At 58.8% G+C, this 23,464-nt stretch carries 19 protein-coding genes; 15 read left to right on the forward strand and 4 right to left on the reverse strand.

The annotated features are described in order from the left end of the window. Positions 1-68: 68 nt before the first annotated feature. The 3 genes from EU556_RS19060 to EU556_RS19070 all read right to left on the reverse strand — a co-directional run bounded on the left by EU556_RS19060 (position 69) and on the right by EU556_RS19070 (position 3,097). The gene (locus EU556_RS19060) at positions 69-1,175 is read right to left on the reverse strand and encodes an HlyD family secretion protein (protein WP_135435729.1); all 1,107 of its coding nucleotides are present in this window, start codon (positions 1,173-1,175) and stop codon (positions 69-71) included. 73 nt (positions 1,176-1,248) lie between these two features. After that, positions 1,249-1,674 (reverse strand): universal stress protein, encoded by a 426-nt coding sequence (locus tag EU556_RS19065; RefSeq protein WP_135435730.1) that lies wholly within the window; start codon positions 1,672-1,674, stop codon positions 1,249-1,251. Positions 1,675-1,771: 97 nt separating this feature from the next. Beyond that, the gene (locus EU556_RS19070; RefSeq protein ID WP_135435731.1) at positions 1,772-3,097 is read right to left on the reverse strand and encodes a TolC family protein; all 1,326 of its coding nucleotides are present in this window, start codon (positions 3,095-3,097) and stop codon (positions 1,772-1,774) included. 315 nt (positions 3,098-3,412) lie between these two features. On the opposite strand from EU556_RS19070, the gene EU556_RS19075 reads away from it, so the two are divergent. The 9 genes from EU556_RS19075 to EU556_RS19110 all read left to right on the forward strand — a co-directional run bounded on the left by EU556_RS19075 (position 3,413) and on the right by EU556_RS19110 (position 15,106). Continuing rightward, a complete protein-coding gene (locus EU556_RS19075; protein WP_135435732.1) occupies positions 3,413-5,515 on the forward strand; it encodes a sigma 54-interacting transcriptional regulator in 2,103 nt (700 codons plus the stop codon). Between the two features lie 106 nt (positions 5,516-5,621). Further along, positions 5,622-5,747, forward strand: coding sequence for a hypothetical protein (locus tag EU556_RS26685; RefSeq protein ID WP_262709665.1), 126 nt, complete (start codon positions 5,622-5,624; stop codon positions 5,745-5,747). 115 nt (positions 5,748-5,862) lie between these two features. Next, positions 5,863-7,173, forward strand: a complete 1,311-nt coding sequence (locus tag EU556_RS19080) for an AAA family ATPase (protein ID WP_135435733.1) — start codon at positions 5,863-5,865, stop codon at positions 7,171-7,173. A 112-nt stretch (positions 7,174-7,285) separates the two neighbouring features. After that, a complete protein-coding gene (locus tag EU556_RS19085; protein WP_135435734.1) occupies positions 7,286-8,317 on the forward strand; it encodes a 5-methylcytosine restriction system specificity protein McrC in 1,032 nt (343 codons plus the stop codon). A gap of 203 nt (positions 8,318-8,520) precedes the next feature. Continuing rightward, a complete protein-coding gene (locus EU556_RS19090) occupies positions 8,521-10,173 on the forward strand; it encodes a TldD/PmbA family protein (protein ID WP_135435735.1) in 1,653 nt (550 codons plus the stop codon). A 21-nt stretch (positions 10,174-10,194) separates the two neighbouring features. Next, positions 10,195-11,529, forward strand: a complete 1,335-nt coding sequence (locus EU556_RS19095) for a TldD/PmbA family protein (protein WP_135435736.1) — start codon at positions 10,195-10,197, stop codon at positions 11,527-11,529. Positions 11,530-11,618: 89 nt separating this feature from the next. Continuing rightward, complete coding sequence (locus EU556_RS19100) at positions 11,619-13,271, forward strand: TldD/PmbA family protein (RefSeq protein WP_135435737.1); 1,653 nt, start codon at positions 11,619-11,621, stop codon at positions 13,269-13,271. 100 nt (positions 13,272-13,371) lie between these two features. Continuing rightward, positions 13,372-14,697 (forward strand): TldD/PmbA family protein, encoded by a 1,326-nt coding sequence (locus EU556_RS19105; protein ID WP_135435738.1) that lies wholly within the window; start codon positions 13,372-13,374, stop codon positions 14,695-14,697. A gap of 121 nt (positions 14,698-14,818) precedes the next feature. After that, on the forward strand, positions 14,819-15,106 hold the full coding sequence (locus EU556_RS19110) for a hypothetical protein (protein WP_135435739.1): 288 nt from the start codon (positions 14,819-14,821) through the stop codon (positions 15,104-15,106). A 143-nt stretch (positions 15,107-15,249) separates the two neighbouring features. On the opposite strand, the gene EU556_RS19115 is transcribed toward EU556_RS19110, so the two are convergent. Next, positions 15,250-15,846, reverse strand: a complete 597-nt coding sequence (locus tag EU556_RS19115) for a porin family protein (protein WP_135435740.1) — start codon at positions 15,844-15,846, stop codon at positions 15,250-15,252. Between the two features lie 192 nt (positions 15,847-16,038). On the opposite strand from EU556_RS19115, the gene EU556_RS19120 reads away from it, so the two are divergent. From EU556_RS19120 to EU556_RS19145, 6 genes are all read left to right on the forward strand, one after another. Beyond that, positions 16,039-16,662, forward strand: coding sequence for a DUF4159 domain-containing protein (locus EU556_RS19120; protein ID WP_135435741.1), 624 nt, complete (start codon positions 16,039-16,041; stop codon positions 16,660-16,662). A 64-nt stretch (positions 16,663-16,726) separates the two neighbouring features. Next, a complete protein-coding gene (locus EU556_RS19125) occupies positions 16,727-17,704 on the forward strand; it encodes an AAA family ATPase (protein ID WP_135435742.1) in 978 nt (325 codons plus the stop codon). Between the two features lie 79 nt (positions 17,705-17,783). Continuing rightward, positions 17,784-18,659, forward strand: coding sequence for a DUF58 domain-containing protein (locus EU556_RS19130; protein WP_135435743.1), 876 nt, complete (start codon positions 17,784-17,786; stop codon positions 18,657-18,659). A gap of 130 nt (positions 18,660-18,789) precedes the next feature. Then, positions 18,790-19,371, forward strand: a complete 582-nt coding sequence (locus tag EU556_RS19135; RefSeq protein WP_167855639.1) for a DUF4468 domain-containing protein — start codon at positions 18,790-18,792, stop codon at positions 19,369-19,371. A 193-nt stretch (positions 19,372-19,564) separates the two neighbouring features. Continuing rightward, the gene (locus EU556_RS19140; protein WP_167855640.1) at positions 19,565-21,163 is read left to right on the forward strand and encodes a BatA domain-containing protein; all 1,599 of its coding nucleotides are present in this window, start codon (positions 19,565-19,567) and stop codon (positions 21,161-21,163) included. Continuing rightward, positions 21,160-23,460: a hypothetical protein gene (locus tag EU556_RS19145; RefSeq protein WP_135435746.1), complete on the forward strand. Its 2,301-nt coding sequence runs from the start codon at positions 21,160-21,162 to the stop codon at positions 23,458-23,460. The genes EU556_RS19140 and EU556_RS19145 overlap by 4 nt, the downstream gene beginning before the upstream one ends. The last annotated feature ends 4 nt before the right edge of the window (positions 23,461-23,464 follow it).

Consider the following 23,464-nt stretch of genomic DNA (forward strand, 5'->3'; position numbering starts at 1 on the left):
CGCGGCACCCGACTCGTACTCAGCTCAATGAAGAGCTAAGCCCATTCGCCGAGTACCACGCACTAAACTTATTTCGTCGCAACTGTAGCGGTTACGCTCATACCGGCACGCAGGGGGTGCTCGGGGTCAACTTTGTCGAGGATGATTTTCACGGGTACGCGCTGGGTTACTTTCACGAAGTTACCGGAAGCGTTATCAGGGGGCAGCAGGGCAAAACGAGCACCCGTAGCCGCCGACAGCGACTCGATTTTACCCGTGAATTCTTCGTGTGGGTAAGCGTCTACCTCCACACTCACGGGCTGGCCTACGCGCATATTCTCCAGCTGAGTCTCCTTGAAGTTAGCAATAACCCACGTGCGGCTGCTAGCTACAATGCCAAACAGTTGCTGACCAGGACCTACTACTTGGCCGGGCTGCACACCTTTCTTGCTTACGGTACCATCGGCCGGAGCTTTGATGGTGGTATAGCTCAGCTGCAGCTGGGCATTGTCGAGGTCGGCTTGGCGCTGCTTTACCACGGCTTCGGCTACGGCTACTTGCTGCTGAGCGGCAGTTACCTGCTGGCGAGCCACCGCTACTTGCTCCTGAGCAGTAGCCCGCTGAGCAGTAGTAGAGCGCAGATTAGCCTGCACGGCGTCGTAGTCACTTTGCGGAATGATATCTTCTTTGCGCAGGAATTCGCTACGCTTCAAGTCTTTCTGCAGACGTGCACGGTTAGCGTCGCTCACGCCAATAGTGGCCTGGGCGGTGCGTACGTTAGCTGAGGCCGTACCTACGGCGGCGCGGGCGGCAATTACGTTAGCTTGGGCGGCAGCCAAAGCAGCCTGGGCAGCATTAACGCGCTGCTGGTAATCGGAGGGGTCAAGTACTACGAGTACGTCGCCCTTCTTCACTGGCATGTTGTCATCTACTTTCACTTCCAGCACGGGGCCACCTACGCGGGGCAGTACCGGATATACGTCGCCCTCTACTTGGGCATCGTCGGTTTCCTCGTGGGTTTGTCCGAACTGGTAGCGCTGGTAGCCGAAGTAGCCGCCAATCAGCAGCACCAGGGCTAGAACAATCAGGATGATGGGGCGCTTAGAGCGGCCCGCCGGTTGCTCGTCCACTACTGGCTCATAAGCCGCAGATTGAGTAGGCGCTACGGTCGAATCGTGTTGAACGGGGGTTGCCATATGGGTACTTGGTTGTTCGTTGTCGGTTGTTGAGGAGAGGCTGGTCGAGTGGCCTAGACCAGCCAACAAATACTTACGCCGATTGGCGGTATGCTTTGGGGCAGCCAGGCTTTACCAGCAGCGTCACGCACGGAGCAGTGCGCACTACAGATTCGGCGGTGCTACCCATTAAAAAACGCGTGAGGCCCGTTTGGCCATGTGCTCCAATAACAATTACGTCGGCCGGGTGACGGCGTGCTTCTTCTACGATTTCGTGGGCGGCTTCGCCGTACACAATTGCCGTAGTTACTTGAGCGCCAGAGGTAAGAGCCGCCTCCCGTTGCTGAGCCATTTGCCGGGCTAGCTCCAAATCATTGAATGGCGCCGTTGGAGCTGCTGGCCCGGGCTCTAGCACGTGCAGGAGCCGCAGCTCGGCTCCCGTACCCGCCGCCAGGGCCGCCGAGTAGGTTACCAGCGCCTCCGTTGCGGCAGAAAAATCAATCGGACACAGGATGATCATGTCAGGGAATGAGTAATTGAGTGATGAGTGAGTTAGGCGAGTGAATGCGTGGTACCAATTGAGTACTTCACTCAATTACTCAGTCACTCAACCACAGCTACCAAATCTGCTCGCCGGTGGCGCGCTTGAGCTGGTACTGGCCTAGCGTGTAGTTGTAGATGGCCTGCAGACGAGCTAGGCGCGCTTGAGCCAATGACGTTTCAGCATCCAGCACGTCGAGGTTGTTGCCTACCCCATAGCGGTAACGGGCCTGGGCGCGGGTAAGGGCGTCGGTGGCCTGGTTGATTTGCTGAAGGGAGTTGTCGTAGCGGGCCGTGCTCGATTGAATGTTGTTAGCAGCCTGGCGCACGTCGGCGCGCACCTGCTCCTGGGTATCCAGAATCCGAGCCTGCGCACCCCTAATGTTGGCGGCAGCTTCTACCCGCTGGTTTTTGTTGCGGTTACCATCATAAATGGGCACCGAAAGCTGTACCACCCCCACCGAGTTCGGACGAATGCGGTCAAGGTTAGGCAGGTAGCCGTTCTTGGCACCTAGCTGTCCACCCACACCCAGCAATGGCATATTACTACGCTCAATCAGCTTCAGGTTCAGATTAGCCGTTTGCTCAGCGTCGCGGGCCAGCTTTATTTCCGGGCGGTTGGCCTCGGCGTTGGAGAAGGCAGCATTCACATCAATGGCCTGGGGCTGGTACGTGAAAGTACCACGCACGGGCACGTTCACGTACTCTGGGCGGTGCAGTAACCGGGCTAGCTGGGCCTGCTGGTTGTTAAGCTGATTTTGCAGGTCTATTTTGGCGTTCTGGGCCTGCGTAATGCGCACCTGCGTGGTGGTCACGTCGAAGCGGGTGCTAACGCCCCCTTCCACGCGCTTTTCCATCTCGCGCTGGTGCTGCTGCAAGGAGGCAATCTGGGCATCTTGTACCTTAATGCTCTCCCGCACAAACAGAATATTGTAGTACACCTGCACAGCCGAATAGGCCAGGTCACGGCGTGTTACGTTTATCTGGTCGGCGGCCGTTAGGCGGCGGCTTTCTGCTAGGTTGTAGGTAGCATCCTTCTTACCGAAGTCCAACAGACCATACTGCAGCGTGATGTGGGCGTCGTAGTTATTGTTAGGAGCTAACTGGAAAGCAGGAGCCTCAGGGCTGAGCTGCACCTTCACCACGGGGTCGACGCGGGTGTAGGTAGCCGTACCGGTGATTTGCGGTAAGAAGCCACCACGAGCTTGGGTCACGCGGCTGGTAGCGGCATTTACTTCCTCTTCCAGTGAGGTAATGGCAGGGTTTGCGTCTAGCACCGAACGGATGGTGCCATCCAGCGTTAGAGAATCAGAGATAATAGGCCCTTGTTGTGCATGGGCCGCGCCGGCGGTCAGGAGCCCTAAGGCAACCAGGGGGACGGCTATTGTTGGTCGGGAAAGCATACGGATGTACGACTTGGTAGTGCCCGCCTAATAACCAATGATGTGCCAGCTCATTAAAATCTCTTTAATGTCATGCAAAACTGCTCATAGGACACTGTAAAGGCTGAAAATATTTTTAAAATACAAATTTACGGCTTTGCAGTCACGCAGCTTTATTCCTTAAATATCAGGATTACCTAAAAATTATTCCTGATATTTAAGGAATAAATTGATGTTCAACAGCACAACTAGCGGCTCTTTGTACTGAAGTTGAAGCACATTTTGCTGGACAAATTCCCAATAAACTCTTCGCGCTGCACCTAGTTTCCGACTTCTATGCCAGACCAAGACGATTCTCTGCTGCTGTACCTTAATGATGCTATTGCTACGACCCGCAACAAGGAGGACTTGTTTCGGAACATGACGGAAAAGCTGCGGCTAATATTTCCATTTGATGCTATTACCATCATTTCGCTGGATGCTGACCTGCAGTACCGCCGGATTTTTATGCGCGACTATTTGGGCGAGGTTATTATCCCTACTGTTCCGGATCCTAAACTGATTCGGAAGTCGGTAGAGGGTACGCCCATTGCTCAATTCGTGCGGCAAAAGCACCTGCGCCACTATGATTTGCAGGAGTTCTTAGACCAGAACGGAGACTTCCCACCATTCAGGGGGTTGCTAGAACAGGGCATGCGTTACATGACGGTGGTGCCCCTGCGCACGGGCGGCAACCTAATTGGATTACTTTCCTTGGTGGCCCGGCGTCGCCCTGAGCTTTCGGAGCAAGACGATGACCTGCTGGAGAAAATTGGCAGCCTAGTGGCGGTAGCTGTCACCAACGCACTAGCGTTTGAGGACATTGCTCGCCGCGAGCAGGAGAAGACCATGCAGCTGGCCCTTAACAACGCTCTGCTAAGCATTAAAGAGCGCGGAGAGCTGTTTCGGGCCATTGCCACGGAAATTAACCGGGTAGTGGCCTACGATTACTTTGGGGTGCGGATGCGCCAGCCTGACTCGCCGGTGCGGGCGCTGGCGGAGTTTAACAAGCAGCCCGATGGGACCTTTCAGGCCTTGGAGGAAAACCGTTACGACTCCTTCCCGCAGTCGGATGCCAGCAGGCAGGCCGTAATGGCGCTGTTCTCAGAGCCGGGCGTGTATGTAGGGGCCGATTTTGAAGTCTTGGCCCGCCGCTACGATCTGCTACGCTACATCCGGGAGGAGCGCGGCACCCAATCCTTGCTTTGCGTTCCGCTTAGCTCCGGCGACGAGTCGACGGCGGTGGTTATTCTGGCCAGCTATCAGCCTTTTGCCTTCTCCGCCGAAACGCTGGAGCTGATCTTGACCCTTGTACCGCAGATTCGGCTGGCCATTCAGAACGTGTTGGCCTTTGAGCAGATTGACCTGCTGCGTACCCAGCTGGAGCGGGAACGCACTTACCTCATCGACGAAATCAACACCACCGCGGCCGCCCGCCTCGACGACTTTGTGGGTGGCAGTGCCGTGATGCAGCAGGTGTATACCCGCCTGGCCCAGGTAGCCCCCACCGACACTACCGTGCTGATTGAAGGGGAAACCGGCACTGGCAAGGAACTGGTGGCCCGCGCCTTGCATAACCTGTCGCCCAGAGCCGAGCGGGCTCTGATTAAGCTCAACTGCGCCGCTTTGCCCGCTCAGCTCATCGAGAGCGAGCTATTTGGCCATGAGAAAGGCGCCTTTACCGGAGCCCACGACCGCCGCATTGGCAAGTTTGAGCTGGCCGATGGAGGTACTATCTTCTTGGATGAAGTGGGCGAGTTACCTCTCGATTTGCAAGCGAAGCTGCTGCGGGTGCTCCAGGAAAAAGAGTTTGAGCGCATTGGGGGTCGGCGGGTTATTGCCGCCAACGTGCGGGTTATTGCGGCCACAAACCGGGTGCTGGAGGAAGAAGTGGCGGCCGGGCGCTTCCGCGCCGACCTGTACTATCGCCTCAACGTATTCCCGATACGGCTGCCCCCTCTGCGCGAGCGGCCCGAGGATATTGAGCCCCTGATGCGCTACTTCCTGGAGCGTTTCACGAAGCAAATGGGAAAACCCGTGCGGGGCCTACGCGAGCGAGACCTCCGCGCCATGAAGCAATACAGCTGGCCAGGTAATGTGCGCGAGCTAGAGCATGTACTGGAACAGGCCGTCATTGTCAGCCAAGGGCCTTTCCTGGAGTTTGCGGGTTTCTCGGCGGTTGCTCAAGCAGCTCAGGCCCCAGTGGCAACCCCAGATGCTGGTGGGCCTATCAAAACCCTGAAAGACCAAGAGCGTGACCACATATTGGCGGCCCTGCGCCGCACGGGCGGCCGAGTTAGTGGCCCTACTGGGGCCGCCATCTTGCTAGATATCAACCCCAAAACGCTGGAGGCCCGGATGAAAAAGCTAGGCATTCAGCGCACCATCACGGCGGGGTAGCAGCTTGCCTAGTAGTGCCGGAGCGCCCATAACATTTTGGTCTTTCGTGGCCGCGCAGAAAGCTCAGCCGTAGGCCAGTCTAGTAATTCACTTTGCCTTGACTGTTATGGCCCAGCCTACCACCACTCCTCAGCATACCGATCCTGCCACGAAGAACCAGGAGAAAAAGAACGAAGAAACCATCAAGGACAAGCCCGATGGTAAAAAGAAAACCACCCAGAAGGGTAGTTAACCACGCATTCAGAAGAGCCCGACTACCGATGATAGTCGGGCTTTTTTGTGGCCTAGCGCAGCACGAGGGAGCTAAATGCAGCGCTACCGGTGTTTTGACCGTACTTTAGAACCGAATGCCTGCTCCCGACTTCGACCCTACCCAGCTTACCCGCGACCATGTGCTGCGCGCCCTGCGCCAGCTAGACCGTGAGGGCCAGCGCATGCCCTTGAGCACCGTTTATGATTTGGTATACAAGGGCCGGCGCTACCCCCCGCGCACGGTAGCCCGCCTGGCGTGGCAACTGGCTTGCAACGCGCCCGAGGCTAAGTGGCCTTTGGCAGCTGGCTCGCCCACCAACCGCGTGCTAGAGCAGCTCGACTTTACCATTGCCACCAAGCGCCCCACCCTCGAAAACTCGGCCCTAGACGGTGATGTGGCCGCTCAGGAGGCTATGCAGGAGCTGTACCCACTCAAGGCAACCAAGGCTGTTACGGCAGAAAAAACATCAGTGCCTGCCAATGATGCCACAGTTCAGGAGCCGACACTGGCCTACCAGCTGCCCGCCGCCGAGCCCTATGGCCGCGAGCAGGCATTGCAGGAGCTCTTCATAACAGAAGCTAAGCTCGATACCACGCTGGCGGCGCTGAGCAGGCGCCGGAATTTGGTGCTGCAAGGGCCACCGGGCACGGGTAAAACGTTTCTGGCGCGCCGCCTGGCCTGGCTGCAGCTGGGCGCTACAGATGCGCGCCGGGTGGAGCTAGTGCAGTTTCACCCGAGCTACAGCTACGAGGATTTTGTGCAAGGCTTCCGGCCCGATGCGCAAGGCACTTTTCGGCTACAGGAGGGCATTCTGCTGGATTTCTGCCGCCGCGCCCTGCAGGAACCTGACCAGCCCTATTTCCTGCTGATTGACGAGCTAAACCGCGGCAACCTGAGCCGCATTTTTGGAGAGTTGCTGCTCCTGCTGGAAGCCGATAAGCGCGGCCCCGAACATGCTGTGCGCCTGCCCTACTCCCCCGCCGAGGCACCGCGCTTCTACGTGCCCGCCAACGTATACTTCATTGGCACCATGAACCTGGCCGACCGCAGCCTGACACCCCTGGATTATGCCCTGCGCCGCCGGTTTGCCTTCGTGGAGATGGAACCTGAGTTTGGGCCGCCACTGCAGGAACTGTTAGCCCGGCAGGGTGTACCGGAGGTGACAATCCAGCGCCTGGCAGTGCGCCTCACGGAGCTCAACGATGCCATTACCGATGACCCAGAACTTGGCCCGGATTTCCGCATTGGGCACAGCTACTTCTGCCAGCCTCCCACTAAACCCACGGAGGCGGAGCACTGGCTCACACTGATTTTAGAGCAGGAAATTGCGCCGCTGCTAGATGAATATTGGCTCGATCAGCCCGCCAAAGCCGTATCGCACAAAAAAAAGCTGCTCCGAAAATAAGCCCAGTCATTTCAATTAACGCGAGGAAGTATTGGGCTAGCTGATAAAAGCGTCACCCCAGACTTCGGCTATTAACCGGAATAAGACCTGTTCGCTAGGCCACTCTTCGCACATGATTCCTATCCAGAACCTGTACTACCTGCTCTGCTACGCCTGGAACCGCCTGCCAGAGCGCGACGAGTTGCTGGCGACGGATGCTGCAGAGTTTCACCGGCCACTGGAGTTACTGGCTCACGTGCTGCTGATGGGCACGCGCCGCTTATTGCGGCAGGGTTTGGCAGTCTCCTACAGCACCCGGGAGGAAGAGCTGCCTGAAATACGGGGGCGGGTACAGCTGGCACCCACAGTAACGCGCAACTTACTACCACAGGGCCGAGCCGTGTGTGTGTATGATGAGCTAGGTCCCGATACCCCATTTAACGGCTTGCTGCTGGGCACGCTAGGCCACCTCAGTTGCACCCGCAGCTTGCCCGCTACGCTACGCCATGAGCTGCGCCTGATCATGCGCCGGTTCCATGGTAACGTTACCGTTAGGCCACTTACCCTGGCAAATTTGCGCGCCGTGCGCCGTCTGCGGCCCACCGGGGCCAGTGGGTTTTTGCTGAATGTGTGCGAGTTGGTGTACCAGAGTGCGTTGCCGGCGCCAGATGCTGATGGCCCCTCGAGCTTCCGCGATTTCCGGCGAGATGAAGTGCTGATGGCGCGCTTGTTTGAGCAGTTTGTACGCAACTTCTACCGCCTAGAGCAGCGCCGTTTTCGGGTGCTATCTGAAACCATTTCCTGGCAGGCAGAGGCCCCAGACGAAGACACTCTAGGCCTGTTGCCAGCCATGATTACAGATACCACGCTGGAGGCCCCCGACCGCAAAATCATCCTCGATACCAAGTATTACGCGGCGGCCTTGCGCATGCGCTACGATCAGCAAAAGCTGATTTCGCCCCACCTGTACCAGCTATATGCCTACCTGCAAAACCAGTCGCCCACCGCGGGCCAGCAACTGGAAGGCATCTTGCTTTATCCGGCGGCGACTCAAACCTTGGATGTGCGCTACGCCCTCGGCGGCCACCCCGTGCGCATTGTAACCATTAACCTAGAGCAGCCCTGGCAGCAGATTGCCGCTGATTTGCTAGGCTTGGTGCAATAGGAGTTTCATTCTTACCGTGCTCGGAATGACAACAGTCGTGAACTGAGAGTAGGCATCTTCGCTGATAAATTTGTCAGCTTTTTGACGGTTTGGTTGAAAAAATGCAGCCCTTTAACGGCATTTGCGTCGATTGGTTGCAATTGGCCGGGCTTCTGGCTAAACTTCACCACGCATTTCCTCTCCATCACCAAACTGTTTACCCCTTGAAAAGACGCGACTTCGTAGGCCTGACCGGGCTGGCGACCGGGGCGCTGTGGCTCCCTTCTCTGCCGGGCTTTGGCGAATCCATCCTCGTGGACCCGGCCCGCCTGCTCGAAACCGTAGACCCCGCCGTGAAGAAGCGGATGGCGGATGCGGCCCTGAATGCGGCAAAATCGGCCGGTGCCACCTACGCCGATGTGCGTATCGGGCGCTACCTCAACCAGAGCATTTTCACCCGCGAAAAGCAGGTGCAGAACATTGCCAGCGGCGAAAGCTACGGCGCGGGCGTACGGGTTATTGCTAACGGCACCTGGGGCTTTGCCGCCACTAACATTGTAACCGAGGCAGGCCTAGCCAAGGCCGCCCAGTTGGCCGTGGAAATTGCCAAGGCCAACTCCAAGGTGCAGAAGGAGAAGGTACAGCTGGCCCCGCAGAAAGGCTACGGCGACGTTTCCTGGAAAACCCCAATCCAGCGCAACGCCTTTGAGGTGCCGGTGAAAGAGAAAGTAGAGCTGCTGCTGGCGGCCAACGCCAAGGCCCTCGACAACGGTGCTAACTTCGTAAACTCCAGCCTGTTCCAGATCAACGAACAGAAGTACTTTGCCAGCACCGACGGCTCCTACATCGACCAGGACGTGCACCGCATATGGCCTACGTTCAGCGTAACGGCCATCGACCGCACCTCCGGTAAGTTCCGCTCCCGCGATGCGCTCAGCTCTCCCATGGGCCTGGGCTACGAGTACCTCACACCCAAGGCCGCCGACAAAATTGCCGGTCCGCAGGGCACGGGCCTTATCGGCTATAAGCAGAGCTACGATATCTTGGAAGATGCTGCCCTAGCAGCCCAGCAAGCCAAGGCTAAGCTTACCGCCAAGAGCGTTACAGCTGGCAAGTACGACCTCGTGCTGGACCCCAACCACCTAGGCCTGACCATTCACGAGTCGGTAGGCCACCCCTTGGAGCTCGACCGCGTGCTGGGCTACGAAGCTAACTACGCTGGCACCTCCTTCGCTACCATGGAGTGGAAAGCCAAGAATATCCCGTACGGCTCTAAGTACGTGAACATCGTGGCCGACAAGCTGCAAACCGGCTCACTGGGTGCCGTGGGTTACGACGACGAAGGCGTGAAAACCAAGGAGTGGGACCTAATCAAAGATGGCAAACTGGTTGACTACCAGAAGACCCGCGACCAAGCCCACATCGTCGGCCAGAAAGAATCGGATGGCTGCTCGTACGCCGACTCCTGGAGCACGGTGCAATTCCAGCGCATGCCCAACGTGAGCCTGCGCCCCGGCAAGGAAAAAATGAGCGTCGACGACATGATTAAGGGCGTGGACAAGGGCATTTACATTGCTGGCCGCGGCTCCTTCTCCATCGACCAGCAGCGCTACAACTTCCAGTTTGGGGGCACGGTATTCTACGCCATCGAGAAAGGCAAGATTGCCGGTCAGCTGGAAGACGTGGCCTACCAGGCTAATACCCAGGAGTTCTGGAACAGCTGCGCCGGTAGCTGCGACCAATCAGACTACCGCCTGTTCGGCTCCTTCTTCGACGGCAAGGGCCAGCCCTCGCAGGTATCGGCCGTGAGCCACGGCTCGGCCACCACGCGCTTCAACGCCGTGAACGTGATTAACACCGCTCGCAAAATCAGCTAATTACTCGCATCAACTTCCGCAATGGCAATACTTTCCAAAGACGAATCCCAGGCCATCCTCAAGAAGGTCCTGAGCTTTAGCACCGCCGATGAGTGCGAGGCAACCTTAACCGGCTCAACGGGCGGCAACGTGCGCTCGGCCCGCAACTCCATCAGCACCAGCGGCGGCGTCGATAACGTGTCGCTAGCCGTAGAAGCGCGCTTCGGTAAGCGCAGCGGTGTGGCTACCTGCAATGAGTTTGACGATGCCACCCTGCGCCGCTGCGTACAGCGCGCCGAGGAAATTGCCCGTCTCGCCCCCGAAAGCCCCGAGTACATGCCCCTGCTCGGCCCGCAGAAATATCTAGAGTCGCCGCAGGCATTTGCCAAAAGCACCGCCGACATCACGCCCGCCTACCGCGCCCAGCAAGTGGGCGCCAGCATGAAAATCTGCGACGAGAAGAAGCTGACTTCAGCGGCTTTCCTCAACGACTCGGCCGGGTTTGTGGCCAAGCGCAACAACAAGGGCCTGGAGGCCTACCAGCAGCGCAGTGGCCTAGAGTTCAGCATTACGGTGCGTACGCCCGACGGAACCGGCTCAGGCTACGCCACCGCCGACTACAACGATGCCAGCAAGTTTGACGCCGCCCGCCTGACTCAGATTGCCGCCGATAAGGCTTCTGGCTCGCGCAACGCAAAGGCCTTGGAACCCGGCAAGTACACCGTGATTCTGGAGCCCGCGGCCCTGGTAGCCAACACCGATGCCTCCCTGATGCAGGCCCTGATGGGTGCCCTCGACGCTCGCAACGCCGATGAAGGCCGCTCGTTCCTGAGTAAAAAGGGAGGTGGCAACCGCAAGGGCGAAAAGCTCTTTGACGAGCGCGTGACCATCTACTCCGACCCCACCAACCCGGAAGTGGCCGACTTGACTTTCTCCGGCGACGGCCGGCCCCAGCAGAAAGTAACCTGGATTGAGAAGGGCGTAGTGAAGAACCTGTACGCCACACGTTACTGGGCGCAGAAGAACAACATTCCGGACCTGCCCCGCCCGGGCGGCTGGATTATGGAAGGGGGAACCCAAAGCACCGCCGACCTCATCAAGGGCACCCAGCGCGGCATTCTGGTAACGCGCCTGTGGTACATCCGTCCCGTTGACCCCCAGACCCTGCTTTACACGGGCCTCACCCGCGACGGAACCTTCTACATCGAGAACGGCAAGATCAAGCACCCGGTGAAGAACTTCCGCTTCAACGAGTCGCCCATTATCATGCTCAACAACCTGGAAGCCATTGGTAAGCCCGTGCGCGTGGGCGGCAACTTGGTGCCCCCGCTCAAAATCCGGGACTTCACCTTCACCAGCTTGTCTGACGCCGTCTAGGCCAGTACTCCTCCCCCAGCCCTTCCATCCTAGCGAGGGGCTGGGGGTGGAGTCACTACAATTATCTACACATCCAAACCTGTACTCTCTTGAAAAGACGTGATTTTGTGGGCCTGACTGGCCTAGCGACCGGGGCGCTGTGGCTGCCTTCCATTCCGGGCTTCAGCGGAACGCTGGTTGATCCGGCCCAACTGTTAGAGCAAGGCGTGGATGTAGCGGTAAAGAAGCGCCTGGCCGATGCAGCCCTAAATGCCGCCAAAGCCGCCGGTGCTACCTACACCGACGTTCGGATTGGCCGCTACCTCAACCAAGGTGTTTTCACCCGCGAAAAGCAGGTGCAGAATATTGCCAGCACGGAAAGTTATGGTGCCGGTATTCGGGTTATTGCCAACGGTACGTGGGGCTTTGCCGCCACCAACATCGTGACCGAGGCAGGCCTAGCCAAGGCCGCCCAGTTGGCCGTGGAAATTGCCAAGGCCAACTCCAAGGTGCAGAAAGAGAAGGTGCAGTTGGCTCCGCAGAAAGGCTACGGCGAGGTTTCCTGGAAGGCCCCTATCAAGCAAAACGCCTTTGAGGTACCGATCAAGGATAAGGTAGACTTGCTGCTGGCCGCCAATGCTAAAGCTCTGGAAAACGGCGCCAGCTTCGTAAACTCGGTGCTGTTCCAGGTGAATGAGCAGAAGTACTTTGCCAGCACCGATGGCTCTTACATCGACCAGGATATTCACCGGATTTACCCCACGTTTGGCGTAACGGTAGTTGACCGCGCCTCCGGTAAGTTCCGCAGCCGTCAGTCATTGAGCTCCCCCATGGGCCTGGGCTACGAATACCTCACGCCCCGCGCCGAGGACAAAGTAGCAGGCCCCGCCGGCTCTGATGTTATTGGCTACAAGTACAGCTACGACATGCTGGAGGACGCCGCCCGCGCCGCCAAGCAAGCTAAGGAGAAACTGACGGCCAAATCGGTAACGCCCGGCAAGTACGACCTCGTGCTTGATCCGCACCACTTGGGCCTGACCATTCACGAATCGGTAGGCCACCCCCTGGAGCTTGACCGGGTAATGGGCTACGAAGCCAACTACGCCGGCACCTCCTTCGCTACGCTGGAGTGGAAGGCCAAGAACATTCCCTACGGCTCCAAGCAGGTGAACATTGTGGCCGACAAGCTACAGCCCGGCTCGCTGGGCGCAGTGGGCTACGACGACGAAGGCGTGAAAACCAAGGAATGGAACCTGATTGAGCAGGGCAAGCTCGTGAACTACGAGAAAATCCGTGACCAGGCTCACATCGTCGGCCAGACGGAATCGGATGGGTGCTGCTACTCTCAGTCGTGGAGTGACGTGCAGTTCCAGCGCATGCCCAACGTGAGCCTGAAGCCTAGCCCCACCAAGATGAGCGTGGACGAATTGGTAAAAGGCGTTGATAAAGGCATCTATATTGCCGGTAACGGCTCCTTCTCCATTGACCAGCAGCGCTATAATTCGCAGTTCGGTGGCCAGGTGTTCTATGCCATTGAGAAGGGCAAGATTGCGGGCATGCTTGAAGATGTGGCCTACCAGACCAACACGCTGGAATTCTGGAACAGCTGCGCCGGTAGCTGCGACCAATCAGACTACCGGTTCGCGGGCTTCTTCAACGATGGTAAGGGGCAGCCTTCCCAAAGCTCGGCGGTAAGCCACGGCTCGGCCACCACGCGCTTCAACGCCGTGAACGTGATTAACACCGCCCGCAAGATTGGCTAGGCCACTTCAGCCTAGCATTCCGAGTATTTTGCGCAGCAAGCAGAATACTCGGAATGCTAGGTGAGGCAGCCCGTCTCCACATCAGAAATCAGTTCATCAAATGGCGATACTTTCCAAAGACGAAGCCCAAGCTATTCTGAAGAAGGTGCTGATTTTCAGCACTGCCGACGAGTGCCAGGCCAACCTGAACGGGCGCACGGTGGGCAACATCCGTTACGCCCGCAACAACGTGAGCACGGCCGGCCTGTCCGACAACATTTCCATGGTGGTAGAATCTCGGTTCGGCAAGCGCAGTGGCGTGGCTACCTGCAACCAGTTCGACGATGCCACCCTGCGCCGCTGCGTGCAGCGGGCCGAGGAAATTGCCCGCCTTGCCCCCGAAGACCCCGAATACATGCCCCTGCTGGGGCCGCAGCAGTACCTCACGCCCGTTAGCTATGCAGCTAGCACCGCCGCCATCAAGCCCGACTACCGGGCCCAGGTGGCTGCCGACAGCATAGGCCTAGCGGTAGGCAAACAGCTAACGGCTGCTGGCTACCTCGAAGACGGCGCTTACTTTCAGGCCATGCGCAACAGCAAGGGCCTCGAGGCCTACCAGCAAAGCACCGGCCTAGACTTCTCCGTGACGGTGCGCACGCCCGACGGCACCGGCTCGGGCTATGCCGTAGCCGACTTTACCGACGTTTCGAAGTTCAACGCCAAGGCCCTGACCCAGATTGCAGTAGACAAGGCTGCTGGTTCGCGCAACGCCAAAGCTTTGGAACCCGGCAAGTATACCGTGATTCTGGAGCCTGCGGCCCTGGTTTCGGATGAGGGCTTGCTTAACAACCTGATCTACTCCTTCGGGGCCCGCGAGGCTGACGAAGGCCGCTCCTTCCTGAGCAAAAAGGGCGGCGGTAACCGCAAGGGCGAAAAGCTCTTCGACTCGCGCATCAGCATTTACTCCGATCCTCTCAATGCCCAGGCGCCTAGCTCGGTGTTTGACGGGGAGGGCCTGCCGGTGAAGCGTATGAACTGGGTGGAGAAGGGCGTGGTCAAGAACCTGTACTACTCCCGCTACTGGGCCCAGAAGAACGGCGTTGAGCCTACGGCATTTTCCGGCAACTTCATTATGGAAGGCGGCACGCAAAGCGTGCAAGACCTGATCAAGAGTACCGAAAAAGGCATCTTAGTGACGCGCCTGTGGTACATCCGCGACGTGGACCCGCAGACGCTGCTGTTCACCGGCCTCACCCGCGACGGAACGTTCTACATTGAGAACGGCAAGATCAAGCACCCGGTGAAGAACTTCCGCTTCAACGAAAGCCCCGTGATTATGCTCAATAACATTGAGGCCATCGGGCGCCCGCAACGGCTGGGCGGCAACTTGGTGCCCCCGCTTAAAATTCGGGACTTTACCTTCACCAGCCTCTCCGACGCAGTATAAGCAACGCGGTCGTTCTGAGGATGCGAGCAACTTGACAGATAGCCTAGCCTAGAGCCTACATCATGTTTTTCGCGTCCTTGAAATGACCGCTCAGCTTTCCTTATGGGGTACCTTTCTACCCATGCAAGACGCTATTCTCGACCTCGTTCGGCAAGCGCACGCCCTCACAGAGTCTGCGGCAGTTGCAACAACAGACCCTACAACCCGCAAGCAATTCGTGTTGGCTGACTTGTCCCTGCACTTGGTGCAGGCCGCTCTGCGTCATGAGCAGCCCGTTCCTGAAGAGTTGAAGCGCTATCTGTTTAGCGTCCTGACTGTATGTGATGGTTTCGTGCCAGACCTAGACCTTAAGGCAATGGCGAATGCAGTACTGCCACTGCCGGCCGAACAGGCACCTCTGCCTGTGTAATTAGGAAGTGCATTACACAGGCAAGAGCAATACTTGCGTTGCCCGTTACCTTTACTGAAAGTGGCCTAGGCCGCTTTTCCGTGGGCTATTCTTCGCTTACTTATCCGGCAGCATGTTTATCCCATGGCCACTACCCTAGGCCACTACTTGCCAAACTGCAGGGCGGCGTAGGCCTGTATCACGCGGTTTTTGAGGCGCGGGTCGTTGGTGCCACTGATGTTTTTCACGTCATTAATGTCGTTGACGCCGGCATTGAAACGGCCTCCTATCAGTAGGTTGCCCAGCTTGAGGCCGCCACCAGCACAGAGGCTTAGGTCGCCGCGTTTATAGTCACTGTACGGCCCGTTGCCAGAAGCCGAGGTGCTCAGCTTGCCATCCGCTTCCTGCCGAAGCAATACCCCAAATTGCGGCCCAGCCTCCACGAACACAGGCCCAATAGTCACCTTGGCCAAGACGGGCACATTCAGATAGTGCAACTTGGTGTCGTAGTTGCTGAAGTTGTCTTTGAATGACGCGCCTTGCAGGGAGTACAGCAGCTCGGGCTGAATGGAAAGGGGGCCTAGCAGCTTAGCCTCGTAAAAAATACCCGCGTGGTAATACGTCTTGTACTTGGTGGAAGTGGCTCCTAGGTCCTGGCCATCGAGTACGGCGGCGTTGATGCCGGCTTTCACGCCCAGCTGAGCGTGGGCAGTGCTAGCGGCCAGTAGCAAGGCCAGCACGAACAGGAGGGTTTGTTTCATAGCGCAACGGTGCAGGGTAGTTAAACAAGATTTTTTTGGATCTAACGAAAAACCCACCCCTAAGTATACGTTTGCTAGCCAGGGAAAAGAGTTTTTTCCTCCGCTGGAGGCTAATATTTCGGAGTTACTCGCCTACTTAAGCCACCTTACTGTTTCGTTCCGCGTCCTTTCCCGGTCTCTACCTTCCATTCTGTGCCCGCTTCGTTCACTTTCGTGCGTCTGCAATACCACTCCGGCGACTGGGACGCCGTGGATGAGCGGATGCCCGCCAACTTGCTGCATTCCCTAGTGCAATACACCAAGGTGCCCGTCAACCCCAAGGAAAAGGTCGTGGCGCTCGATTCGCCGGAGCTGTTTCGCTACCCGTTCTGCTACCTCTCGGGGCACCGGCTAGTGCAATTTTCGGCGGCCGAGCGCAAAAACTTCGAGCAGTACGTGCGTGGGGGCGGGTTCGTGTTTGTGGATGATTGCAACCACGACATCGACGGACTCTTTGCCCGCTCTTTCGAGGAGCAGATGCGCGTGTGCTTCGGGGCTTCGGCCCTCAAAAAGCTACCCAAAACGCATCCTATCTACTCGCAATTTTTCAAGTTTCCGGAGGGCCCGCCCAACACGGGCTTCGAGCTCAATGGCTGGGGTGATGACCTGGTGCACGACTACCTCAAGGGCATCGAAATCAACGGCCGCCTCGGGGTGCTCTACTCCAACAAAGACTACGGCTGCGAGTGGGACTACGACTTCCGCAACAAGCGCTTCCTGGCCGAAGACAACACCAAATTCGGCGTGAATATTTTGCTGTATGCGCTAACCGCCTGATCCAACAGATTACCCTTTTTCCTCCTGGCACTCCTCCGTGGAAATTCGCGGAAACAACAGACACATGACCGAACAAGACGTAACTCGCCTCCTTCAGAAAATACCGCAGCTCAAACAGGAAATCGGGAAAGTAATTGTAGGCCAGCAAGAAGTGCTGGATGAGGTGCTGGTGGCCCTGCTGGCTGGGGGCCATGCCCTGCTAGAGGGCGTACCTGGCCTAGCCAAAACCTTGCTGGTGCGCACCTTGGCCCAAGCCACCGACCTGCCCTTCCGGCGCATTCAGTTCACCCCTGACCTGATGCCCACTGATATTCTGGGCACCGAGGTGCTGGAGGAAGACCACGGTACTGGTCACCGTTCGTTCAAGTTCAACGAAGGTCCCATCTTCGCCAGCTTAGTGCTGGCCGACGAAATCAACCGGACGCCCCCCAAAACTCAGGCAGCCTTGCTAGAAGCCATGCAAGAGGGCCACGTAACCTACGCCGGCCAGGAACACGCGCTGCCCAAGCCGTTCTTTCTGCTGGCTACCCAAAACCCCATTGAGCAGTCGGGCACGTATCCCCTGCCGGAAGCTCAGCTCGACCGTTTCCTGCTGTACGTGCGCATCGGCTACCCCACCGAGCAGGAAGAGTTGGCCGTGTTGAGCGGCACTACGGGCGCCGTGCGTGCCGAAGTGCGCCCCATTCTGGGAGGCGAAGATGTGCGGCAGTTGCAGGTGCTGACGCGCCAGGTGAGCATCAGCCCGGAGTTGTTGGACTTTGTGAACCGGCTGGTGCGGGCTACTAGGCCTGCCACCTCGGAGGTAGCCTTTATTAAGGAGTATGGCCGCTGGGGAGCGGGCCCCCGTGCGGGACAGGCCCTGATTTTGTGCGCCAAGGCCCGGGCTCTGCTACAAGGCCGGTTTGCCGCTACACTGGAAGACATTCGGGCGCTGGCCCCCGCCGTGCTGCGCCACCGTGTGCTGCTAAACTTCAACGCCGAAGCCGAAAACCTGACTCCCGACGACGCGGTAGCGGCCCTGCTGAAAGCCGTTCATGTGTAGCACGCTGCATGCGTTGCTAGTATCCCTCGGCTACACTGGAACGGGCAACGCACAACTGGCAACCGGTAACTGAATTCTTATGCTGACCCCTGAACACTTACATGCACTCCAAAACCTCTCGCTGGCGGCGCGCCAGGCGGCCGAGGGCTTGTTGCACGGTCACCACCTGAGCCGGCGGCGCGGGGCCGGCATGGAGTTCAGCCAGTACCGCCCCTACCAGCCCGGCGACGACCTGCGCCGCCTCGACTGGCGCTTGGCCGCACGCTCTGACCGCTACTACCTGCGGGAGTCGGAGGTGGAAACCAGCTTGACGGTGCACCTAGTGCTGGATGCCACCGCCAGCATGAACCACCGCGACGACAACGGCCTCACCAAGCTCGACTACGCCCGGTTACTCTGTGCCGCCCTGGCCTACGTAGCCACCCAGCAAGGCGACGCCGTGGCGTTGACCATCCTGCACCCGAGTGGCCTACAGCACCTGCCGCCCCGCGCTGATGCCCGCCAACAGTCGCGCCTCTACCATGCGCTGGAGAATGTGCAGGCGGCGGGCAAGTTTCCGGATGCGGCTACGCTGGCCCCGCTTACGGCGCGCCGCCAGCCCTCGCTGATTATTTGCGTGAGCGACTTATACGAGGAGGATGAAGAAATTGGGCGCTTGCTGACGCGCCTGCGGGCGGCGGGCGGGGAGGTGCTATTGCTGCATCTGCTGGCCCGCAATGAGGTGGAGTTCACGTACCGCGGGGCCGTAACCTTCGAGGACCTGGAAACTGGCCGCACCTTGCAGCTCGATGCCGATCAGCAGCGTCAGGTGTGGCAACAACACCTGCAGGAGTGGCTCCGCAACACTGCCTCCCAGGCGCGCCGCCAGGGCTTCGACTACTATCAGCTTAACACTGCCGCCCCCCTCGACCAGGGCATGCGGGAGTTTCTGCGCCTCCGGGGCAAGATAATTTAAGGAGATTACAAAACTCTTACCTATTCCTTATCAGTTCTTTACACACATTAGAATGAAACATTTTTTGTGGATTTTATTGCTGAGTTTGGCAGCACATGCCCAGGGCCAAACAACAGTTCGCCGGAGGATTATGGGTCTGCCGCTCGACAGCGTTACTCATCGCATTTCGTACCGCGGCACATTGTCGGTACCAAGCGTGCCTGCGGCTGAGTTGTATGGGCGTACGCAGGAATGGATTGCTCGCCAGTTTGAGGACTCGCGAGAAGTGATTCACTTCTCCGACCCCGCTCGCGGCGTGCTAATCGGGCGAGCCATAACCCTTGCTCACGGCCCTCTAACTGAGGGCTTACAAGCCCGCGACTTCCTTGTAAATTTCTTGTTCTGCCTACGCTTTATAGATGGCAGCTGCACCTATGAATTTACAGACCTGAGCTACCCTCGCAACCTGATTACGAGTGCAACTTCGAGCAGCTCAGGTGGACAGGTAGCCGATGCTTTAGCTGAGTGGGCTAACCAACATATGACCTCCCGCATTAGTACGGCAGAAGCACAGTCAACGCGCACTCCTGTTGAGCTCGATCTGGCAGCCGATGCAAACTACACTGCTAAAGGTCTACCCCGCCTTCGAATTTTGCGCGACGCCCGTGGTATTGACACGGCTATGCGCGGACTCGTAACATCATTCAGCCAAACCCTCGGCGTTAAACCCTAAATACTCAGGTCTGAACTCAACTGCCTGAACTTTCTAATCATCCTGATGCAGTAGCTCCCGGCAACGCTAACAGTTCATCTAGTGTCTGTGACTATAGATTACTGGCCTACAGCCCAACTCTGCACCCACTCTTGTAAAAGACCACCCCTACCTCTCCTCGCTCGTTAGTCTTTCACTTCATACGTCTTACAGCTTGCCCGCTTTCTACCTTCAACACCCTACTGCCAGCCTACTAGCTCTGCTGAGCTTGCTCGTGCCGGTGGCTATTTACCTCTGGAACCGGCGGCCGGGGCGGGTGGTGCAAGTAGGCAGCCTGCGCTGGCTGGAGGCCGCCGCCAACCGACGCCTGCGCAGCCTAAAACCCGAGGGTCTGCCGCTGCTGTTGGTACGGATAGCTATTCTAGGCCTCTTGGCATTGGCGTTGGCCGAGCCAAGTTGGCGCAGCCCGGCCCCGGCGCGGCGCGGCCAGATATTGCTCAGCCCCGCGGCTTCCCCTGAAGCTGTGCGCAGCCTCCGCCCTACCCTCGATTCTTTGCTGCGCCGCGGTTATGAGCTGCGAGAGCTCCGTCCGGGGCTGCCGATAATTGCTCCGGAAGCTCAACAGGCTCGACTGGCAGGCCAGATGGCAACCGCCCCAGATACCGATACCCTGGCTGCTCTAGGCCACTCAGACACTGACAATACTTGGGCTCAGGTGCAGCAAGCAGCCGACTCGTTTCCGAACCGGCCGCTGGTAGTAGTTGCGCCCCTGTTGTTGCACAATTTCCGCGGTACCCGCCCTACCTTGCCCGCCAATGTTAGTTGGCGCCCTACCCCCACTGCTACCGACTCTGTAGTAGAAGTGGTGGCCGCCTGGCAACCGCGCCCCGACAGTCTGCTACTACTACTCGCGCACGGCACCGAAACGGGTACATCTTTCCGGCGTGTGCGCCTAGGCCACCCGGCTAGTGGTTCTGCTCTGCGCGTGCTGCCGGCACCGGCCGAGGTGCGCTACCAGGAGGTGGCCGGAAAAGCAACCTTGCAGATCAAGAATCCGGGAGGTCTCCGTACCGTTTCAGTTCAGACCGGCCCCAGCCACTACTGGATCAGCTATGATGCTTCTCACGCAGCCGATGCCCGGGTACTGCGGGCGGCGTTGCAAGCCGCTGGCTCCGTGGCACCGGTAGCACCCCGCCTAACGGTTTCTACTGCCCTGCCTACTTCTTCCGACTCCTTGGCGTGGCTGTTTTGGCTGCGGGCGGAGCCGGTGCCGACGGAGTGGCAACAACGAGTTCGTAAGGGCCTGCACCTGTGGCAGGAAGCCGCTGGTCCAGGAGCCCCGGCAGCTACTCATGTTGCCTGGGCCGAGAGTGCTCCTGTCCAGATTCAGCGCCACGATACTCTTCCCGTACCTCGGTTGGGGTGGGCTCTTTGGCAAGATGCGCAGGGTGGCAGTTTGCTTTCAGCTCAGCCCCTCGGCCAGGGTCGGCTTTATCACTTGCACACCCGCCTAACGCAGCCTTGGAGTGGGTTGGCTGACTCACCGGAGCTGCCAGCTCAGCTCTTACCCTTGCTGTGGCCTAGCGCAACGGCAGGCTCGGCCTTGCCCGACCTGCGGGTACTAGACCCTGCCCAGGTACTAGTATCGCCTACCAGCCTTGCTGCTTCTACCTCAGCTATCCCGTTGCCTACCGAGCGCGGCCCCGTGCACGACTACACGCCGTGGCTGGTGCTGGCCGCAGGGATATTATTTGGATTAGAGCGGTGGTTGGCCGCCCGACGTAGTGCTCACTCTGTTCCCGCGTCAGTATGAATACCGTAGCTACTCTTCCGGTTTCTGAGGCCACCGCATTACTCCACAACTTGCGCCGGAGGTGGCTAACCCGGCGGGCCCTAATCTTGCTTCTGCCCACGGTGGCGGCGTTGCTAGGCCTAGGCATAGCTGCCGCCTACTGGCCTACCCTCCGCTGGGTGGCTGTATGCGGCATAGTACTGCTTGTGGGCTGGCTTACCTGGCAGCTCGTTCGCCTTTCCCAGACTGATGTATCTGCCGTCACCCGTTTCCTCGACCGGCGCTACCCAGAGCTAGAAGACAGCACAGGCTTACTTCTATTACCGCCCGCTGAGCTAAGCTTGCTGGCTGGCTTTCAGCAGCAGCGCGTGGCAGAGCGACTCCAGGCCTTGCAGACGACGGCAAATACCCCGCTGTTGCCCGTGGCTTTTCAACGGCCCGTAATTCTAGCGGCGGCACTACTGCTAGCGGCAGCTAGCTTGTGGTGGCTGCGCCCAGCTCCGGGTAACTCGCAAGCCGCAGCGCCCGCCCTGCAGCTACACTTCGAGGAGGCACCAACTTCCCCCGGCAAACTTGCGCCGGCCCGGGTACTCACAACGCGCATCCGGGTGGCGCCCCCTGCCTACACCCGTAAAGTGGTCTACGCGGCGGCTCAGCCCTCGTTTCAGTGTCCACAGGGCAGCAGGGTACGGTGGAAAGTGCAAGTAAGTCGGGCAGCTGATACCCCGCCCGTGCTGGAGCTTGGCTCGCGGCGGATAGTAATGCGGTCCGCCCCAGATCAGCCTACCGTATTTACGGCGGAGCTCCCAGTGCAAGCTTCGGTCTTGTACCGAATTCGATTTGCGGGCCGCCCTTCTGATGATTATGCTATAGAGGTGCAGGCCGACCAAGCCCCCGTACTGCGTGTAGTAACGCCCAAGGCCTATACCCTAGTAGAGTTTGGGCGCCCCCCTCAGGTAGCGGTAGAAGTAGCCGCGCGAGATGACTACGGCTTAGCCCGCGCCCGCCTGGTGGCCACCGTGGCCCAGGGCCAGGGCGAAGCCGTGAAGTTCAAAGAAGTAGTAACAGACCTCAGCTCGGGGCTACGCGGCCAGCCTACCCAGGCAACCCTGCGCCATCAGCTCCGGCTGCCTAATCTAGGCCTTACCTATGGCGACGAGGTGTACTTCTACGTGCAGGCCTGGGACAACCAGCAGCGCATGACCCGCACCGATACGTACTTGGTGCAGTGGGAAGATACCACGGTGCAGGAGAGCACCCTGGATGTATCTATGGGGGTAAAAAGCGCACCCGCTTATTTCCGCAGTCAACGCCAGATTATCATCGACACCGAAAAGCTTCTGGCAGAGCAACCTCGCTTATCGGCGGCCACGCTGCTAGAGCGCAGCAATGCCATTGGTTTCGACCAGAAGATTCTGCGCATGCGTTACGGCAAGTTTTTGGGTGAAGAGTCGGAAGGTAACATCGGCGCAACGGCTCATGCTCCTACCGCAGAGCCTGAGGAAGAAGAGCCGGGCCTGGGTTCGGTGGTGGCTGAAGACCATGCTCCCCAGGACAAGCCCGCCGCGGCAGCTACGGAAGAACACCACGACCAAGACGGCCACGACCACGGCCACGCGCCTGCTAACCCCAACGCTACGGCCAGCGAAAACCGCACCGCGGAACTGATGGAACCCTACATGCACCGCCACGACGACTCCGAAACAGCCGATTTTCTGGAGCCCGCGGTGAAAGCCAAGCTACAGGCCGTACTCAGTCAGATGTGGGATGCGGAGCTCCACCTGCGTACTGGTCGGCCAAAGGAAGCGTTGCCCTACGAGTATCGTGCCCTGCGCCTACTCAAACAAGTGCAGCAGCAAACCCGCGCCTATGTGAAAAAGGCTGGTTTCACGCCCCCGCCCATGCCCGAAGCCACTATCCGTCTCACCGGCGACCTGGCCGGGGCCGGAGCTCCTCGTTATCAGCAACCGCAGGCAGCTAGCCCACTACCCCAGCCCACGGTGCGCGCTGCCTTGCGAGTACTGGGCCAGCTGCGCCTAGGTCAGCCCGCCGGGCCAGCGGCGGCGGGAGCTCTTGACCAAGCGGGTGGCGAATTGGCCCGGGCAGCCCTGCAGCAGCCTGGCCGCTACCTCGTGGCGTTGCGCACCCTACGCGAAACCAGTGCGGCGCTACGGGCGCAGCGGCCCTTGCCCACTGCCGCCCTCCCAGTAATTGAACGAGCTCTAACCGATCTGCTTCCCGCGGCCACTCCGGCTCCGCAGCGCCTCCCAGGCGCCAACCGACTGGCTCGCCGCTATTTTCAGCAACTCAGCCAGTAAGCCT

This window comes from Hymenobacter fodinae, assembly GCF_004745825.1.
GTDB classification, from domain to species: Bacteria; Bacteroidota; Bacteroidia; order Cytophagales; family Hymenobacteraceae; genus Hymenobacter; species Hymenobacter fodinae.

Coding starts and splice junctions, on each gene's coding strand:
- EU556_RS19075 (WP_135435732.1), top strand. CDS start 3,413: ATGCCAGACCAAGACGATTCTCTGCTGCTGTACCTTAATGATGCTATT.
- EU556_RS19105 (WP_135435738.1), top strand. CDS start 13,372: ATGGCGATACTTTCCAAAGACGAAGCCCAAGCTATTCTGAAGAAGGTG.
- EU556_RS19110 (WP_135435739.1), top strand. CDS start 14,819: ATGCAAGACGCTATTCTCGACCTCGTTCGGCAAGCGCACGCCCTCACA.
- EU556_RS19135 (WP_167855639.1), top strand. CDS start 18,790: ATGGGTCTGCCGCTCGACAGCGTTACTCATCGCATTTCGTACCGCGGC.
- EU556_RS19115 (WP_135435740.1), bottom strand. CDS start 15,846: ATGAAACAAACCCTCCTGTTCGTGCTGGCCTTGCTACTGGCCGCTAGC.
- EU556_RS19145 (WP_135435746.1), top strand. CDS start 21,160: ATGAATACCGTAGCTACTCTTCCGGTTTCTGAGGCCACCGCATTACTC.
- EU556_RS19095 (WP_135435736.1), top strand. CDS start 10,195: ATGGCAATACTTTCCAAAGACGAATCCCAGGCCATCCTCAAGAAGGTC.
- EU556_RS19065 (WP_135435730.1), bottom strand. CDS start 1,674: ATGATCATCCTGTGTCCGATTGATTTTTCTGCCGCAACGGAGGCGCTG.
- EU556_RS19130 (WP_135435743.1), top strand. CDS start 17,784: ATGCTGACCCCTGAACACTTACATGCACTCCAAAACCTCTCGCTGGCG.
- EU556_RS19080 (WP_135435733.1), top strand. CDS start 5,863: ATGCCTGCTCCCGACTTCGACCCTACCCAGCTTACCCGCGACCATGTG.
- EU556_RS19070 (WP_135435731.1), bottom strand. CDS start 3,097: ATGCTTTCCCGACCAACAATAGCCGTCCCCCTGGTTGCCTTAGGGCTC.
- EU556_RS19125 (WP_135435742.1), top strand. CDS start 16,727: ATGACCGAACAAGACGTAACTCGCCTCCTTCAGAAAATACCGCAGCTC.
- EU556_RS19060 (WP_135435729.1), bottom strand. CDS start 1,175: ATGGCAACCCCCGTTCAACACGATTCGACCGTAGCGCCTACTCAATCT.
- EU556_RS26685 (WP_262709665.1), top strand. CDS start 5,622: ATGGCCCAGCCTACCACCACTCCTCAGCATACCGATCCTGCCACGAAG.
- EU556_RS19085 (WP_135435734.1), top strand. CDS start 7,286: ATGATTCCTATCCAGAACCTGTACTACCTGCTCTGCTACGCCTGGAAC.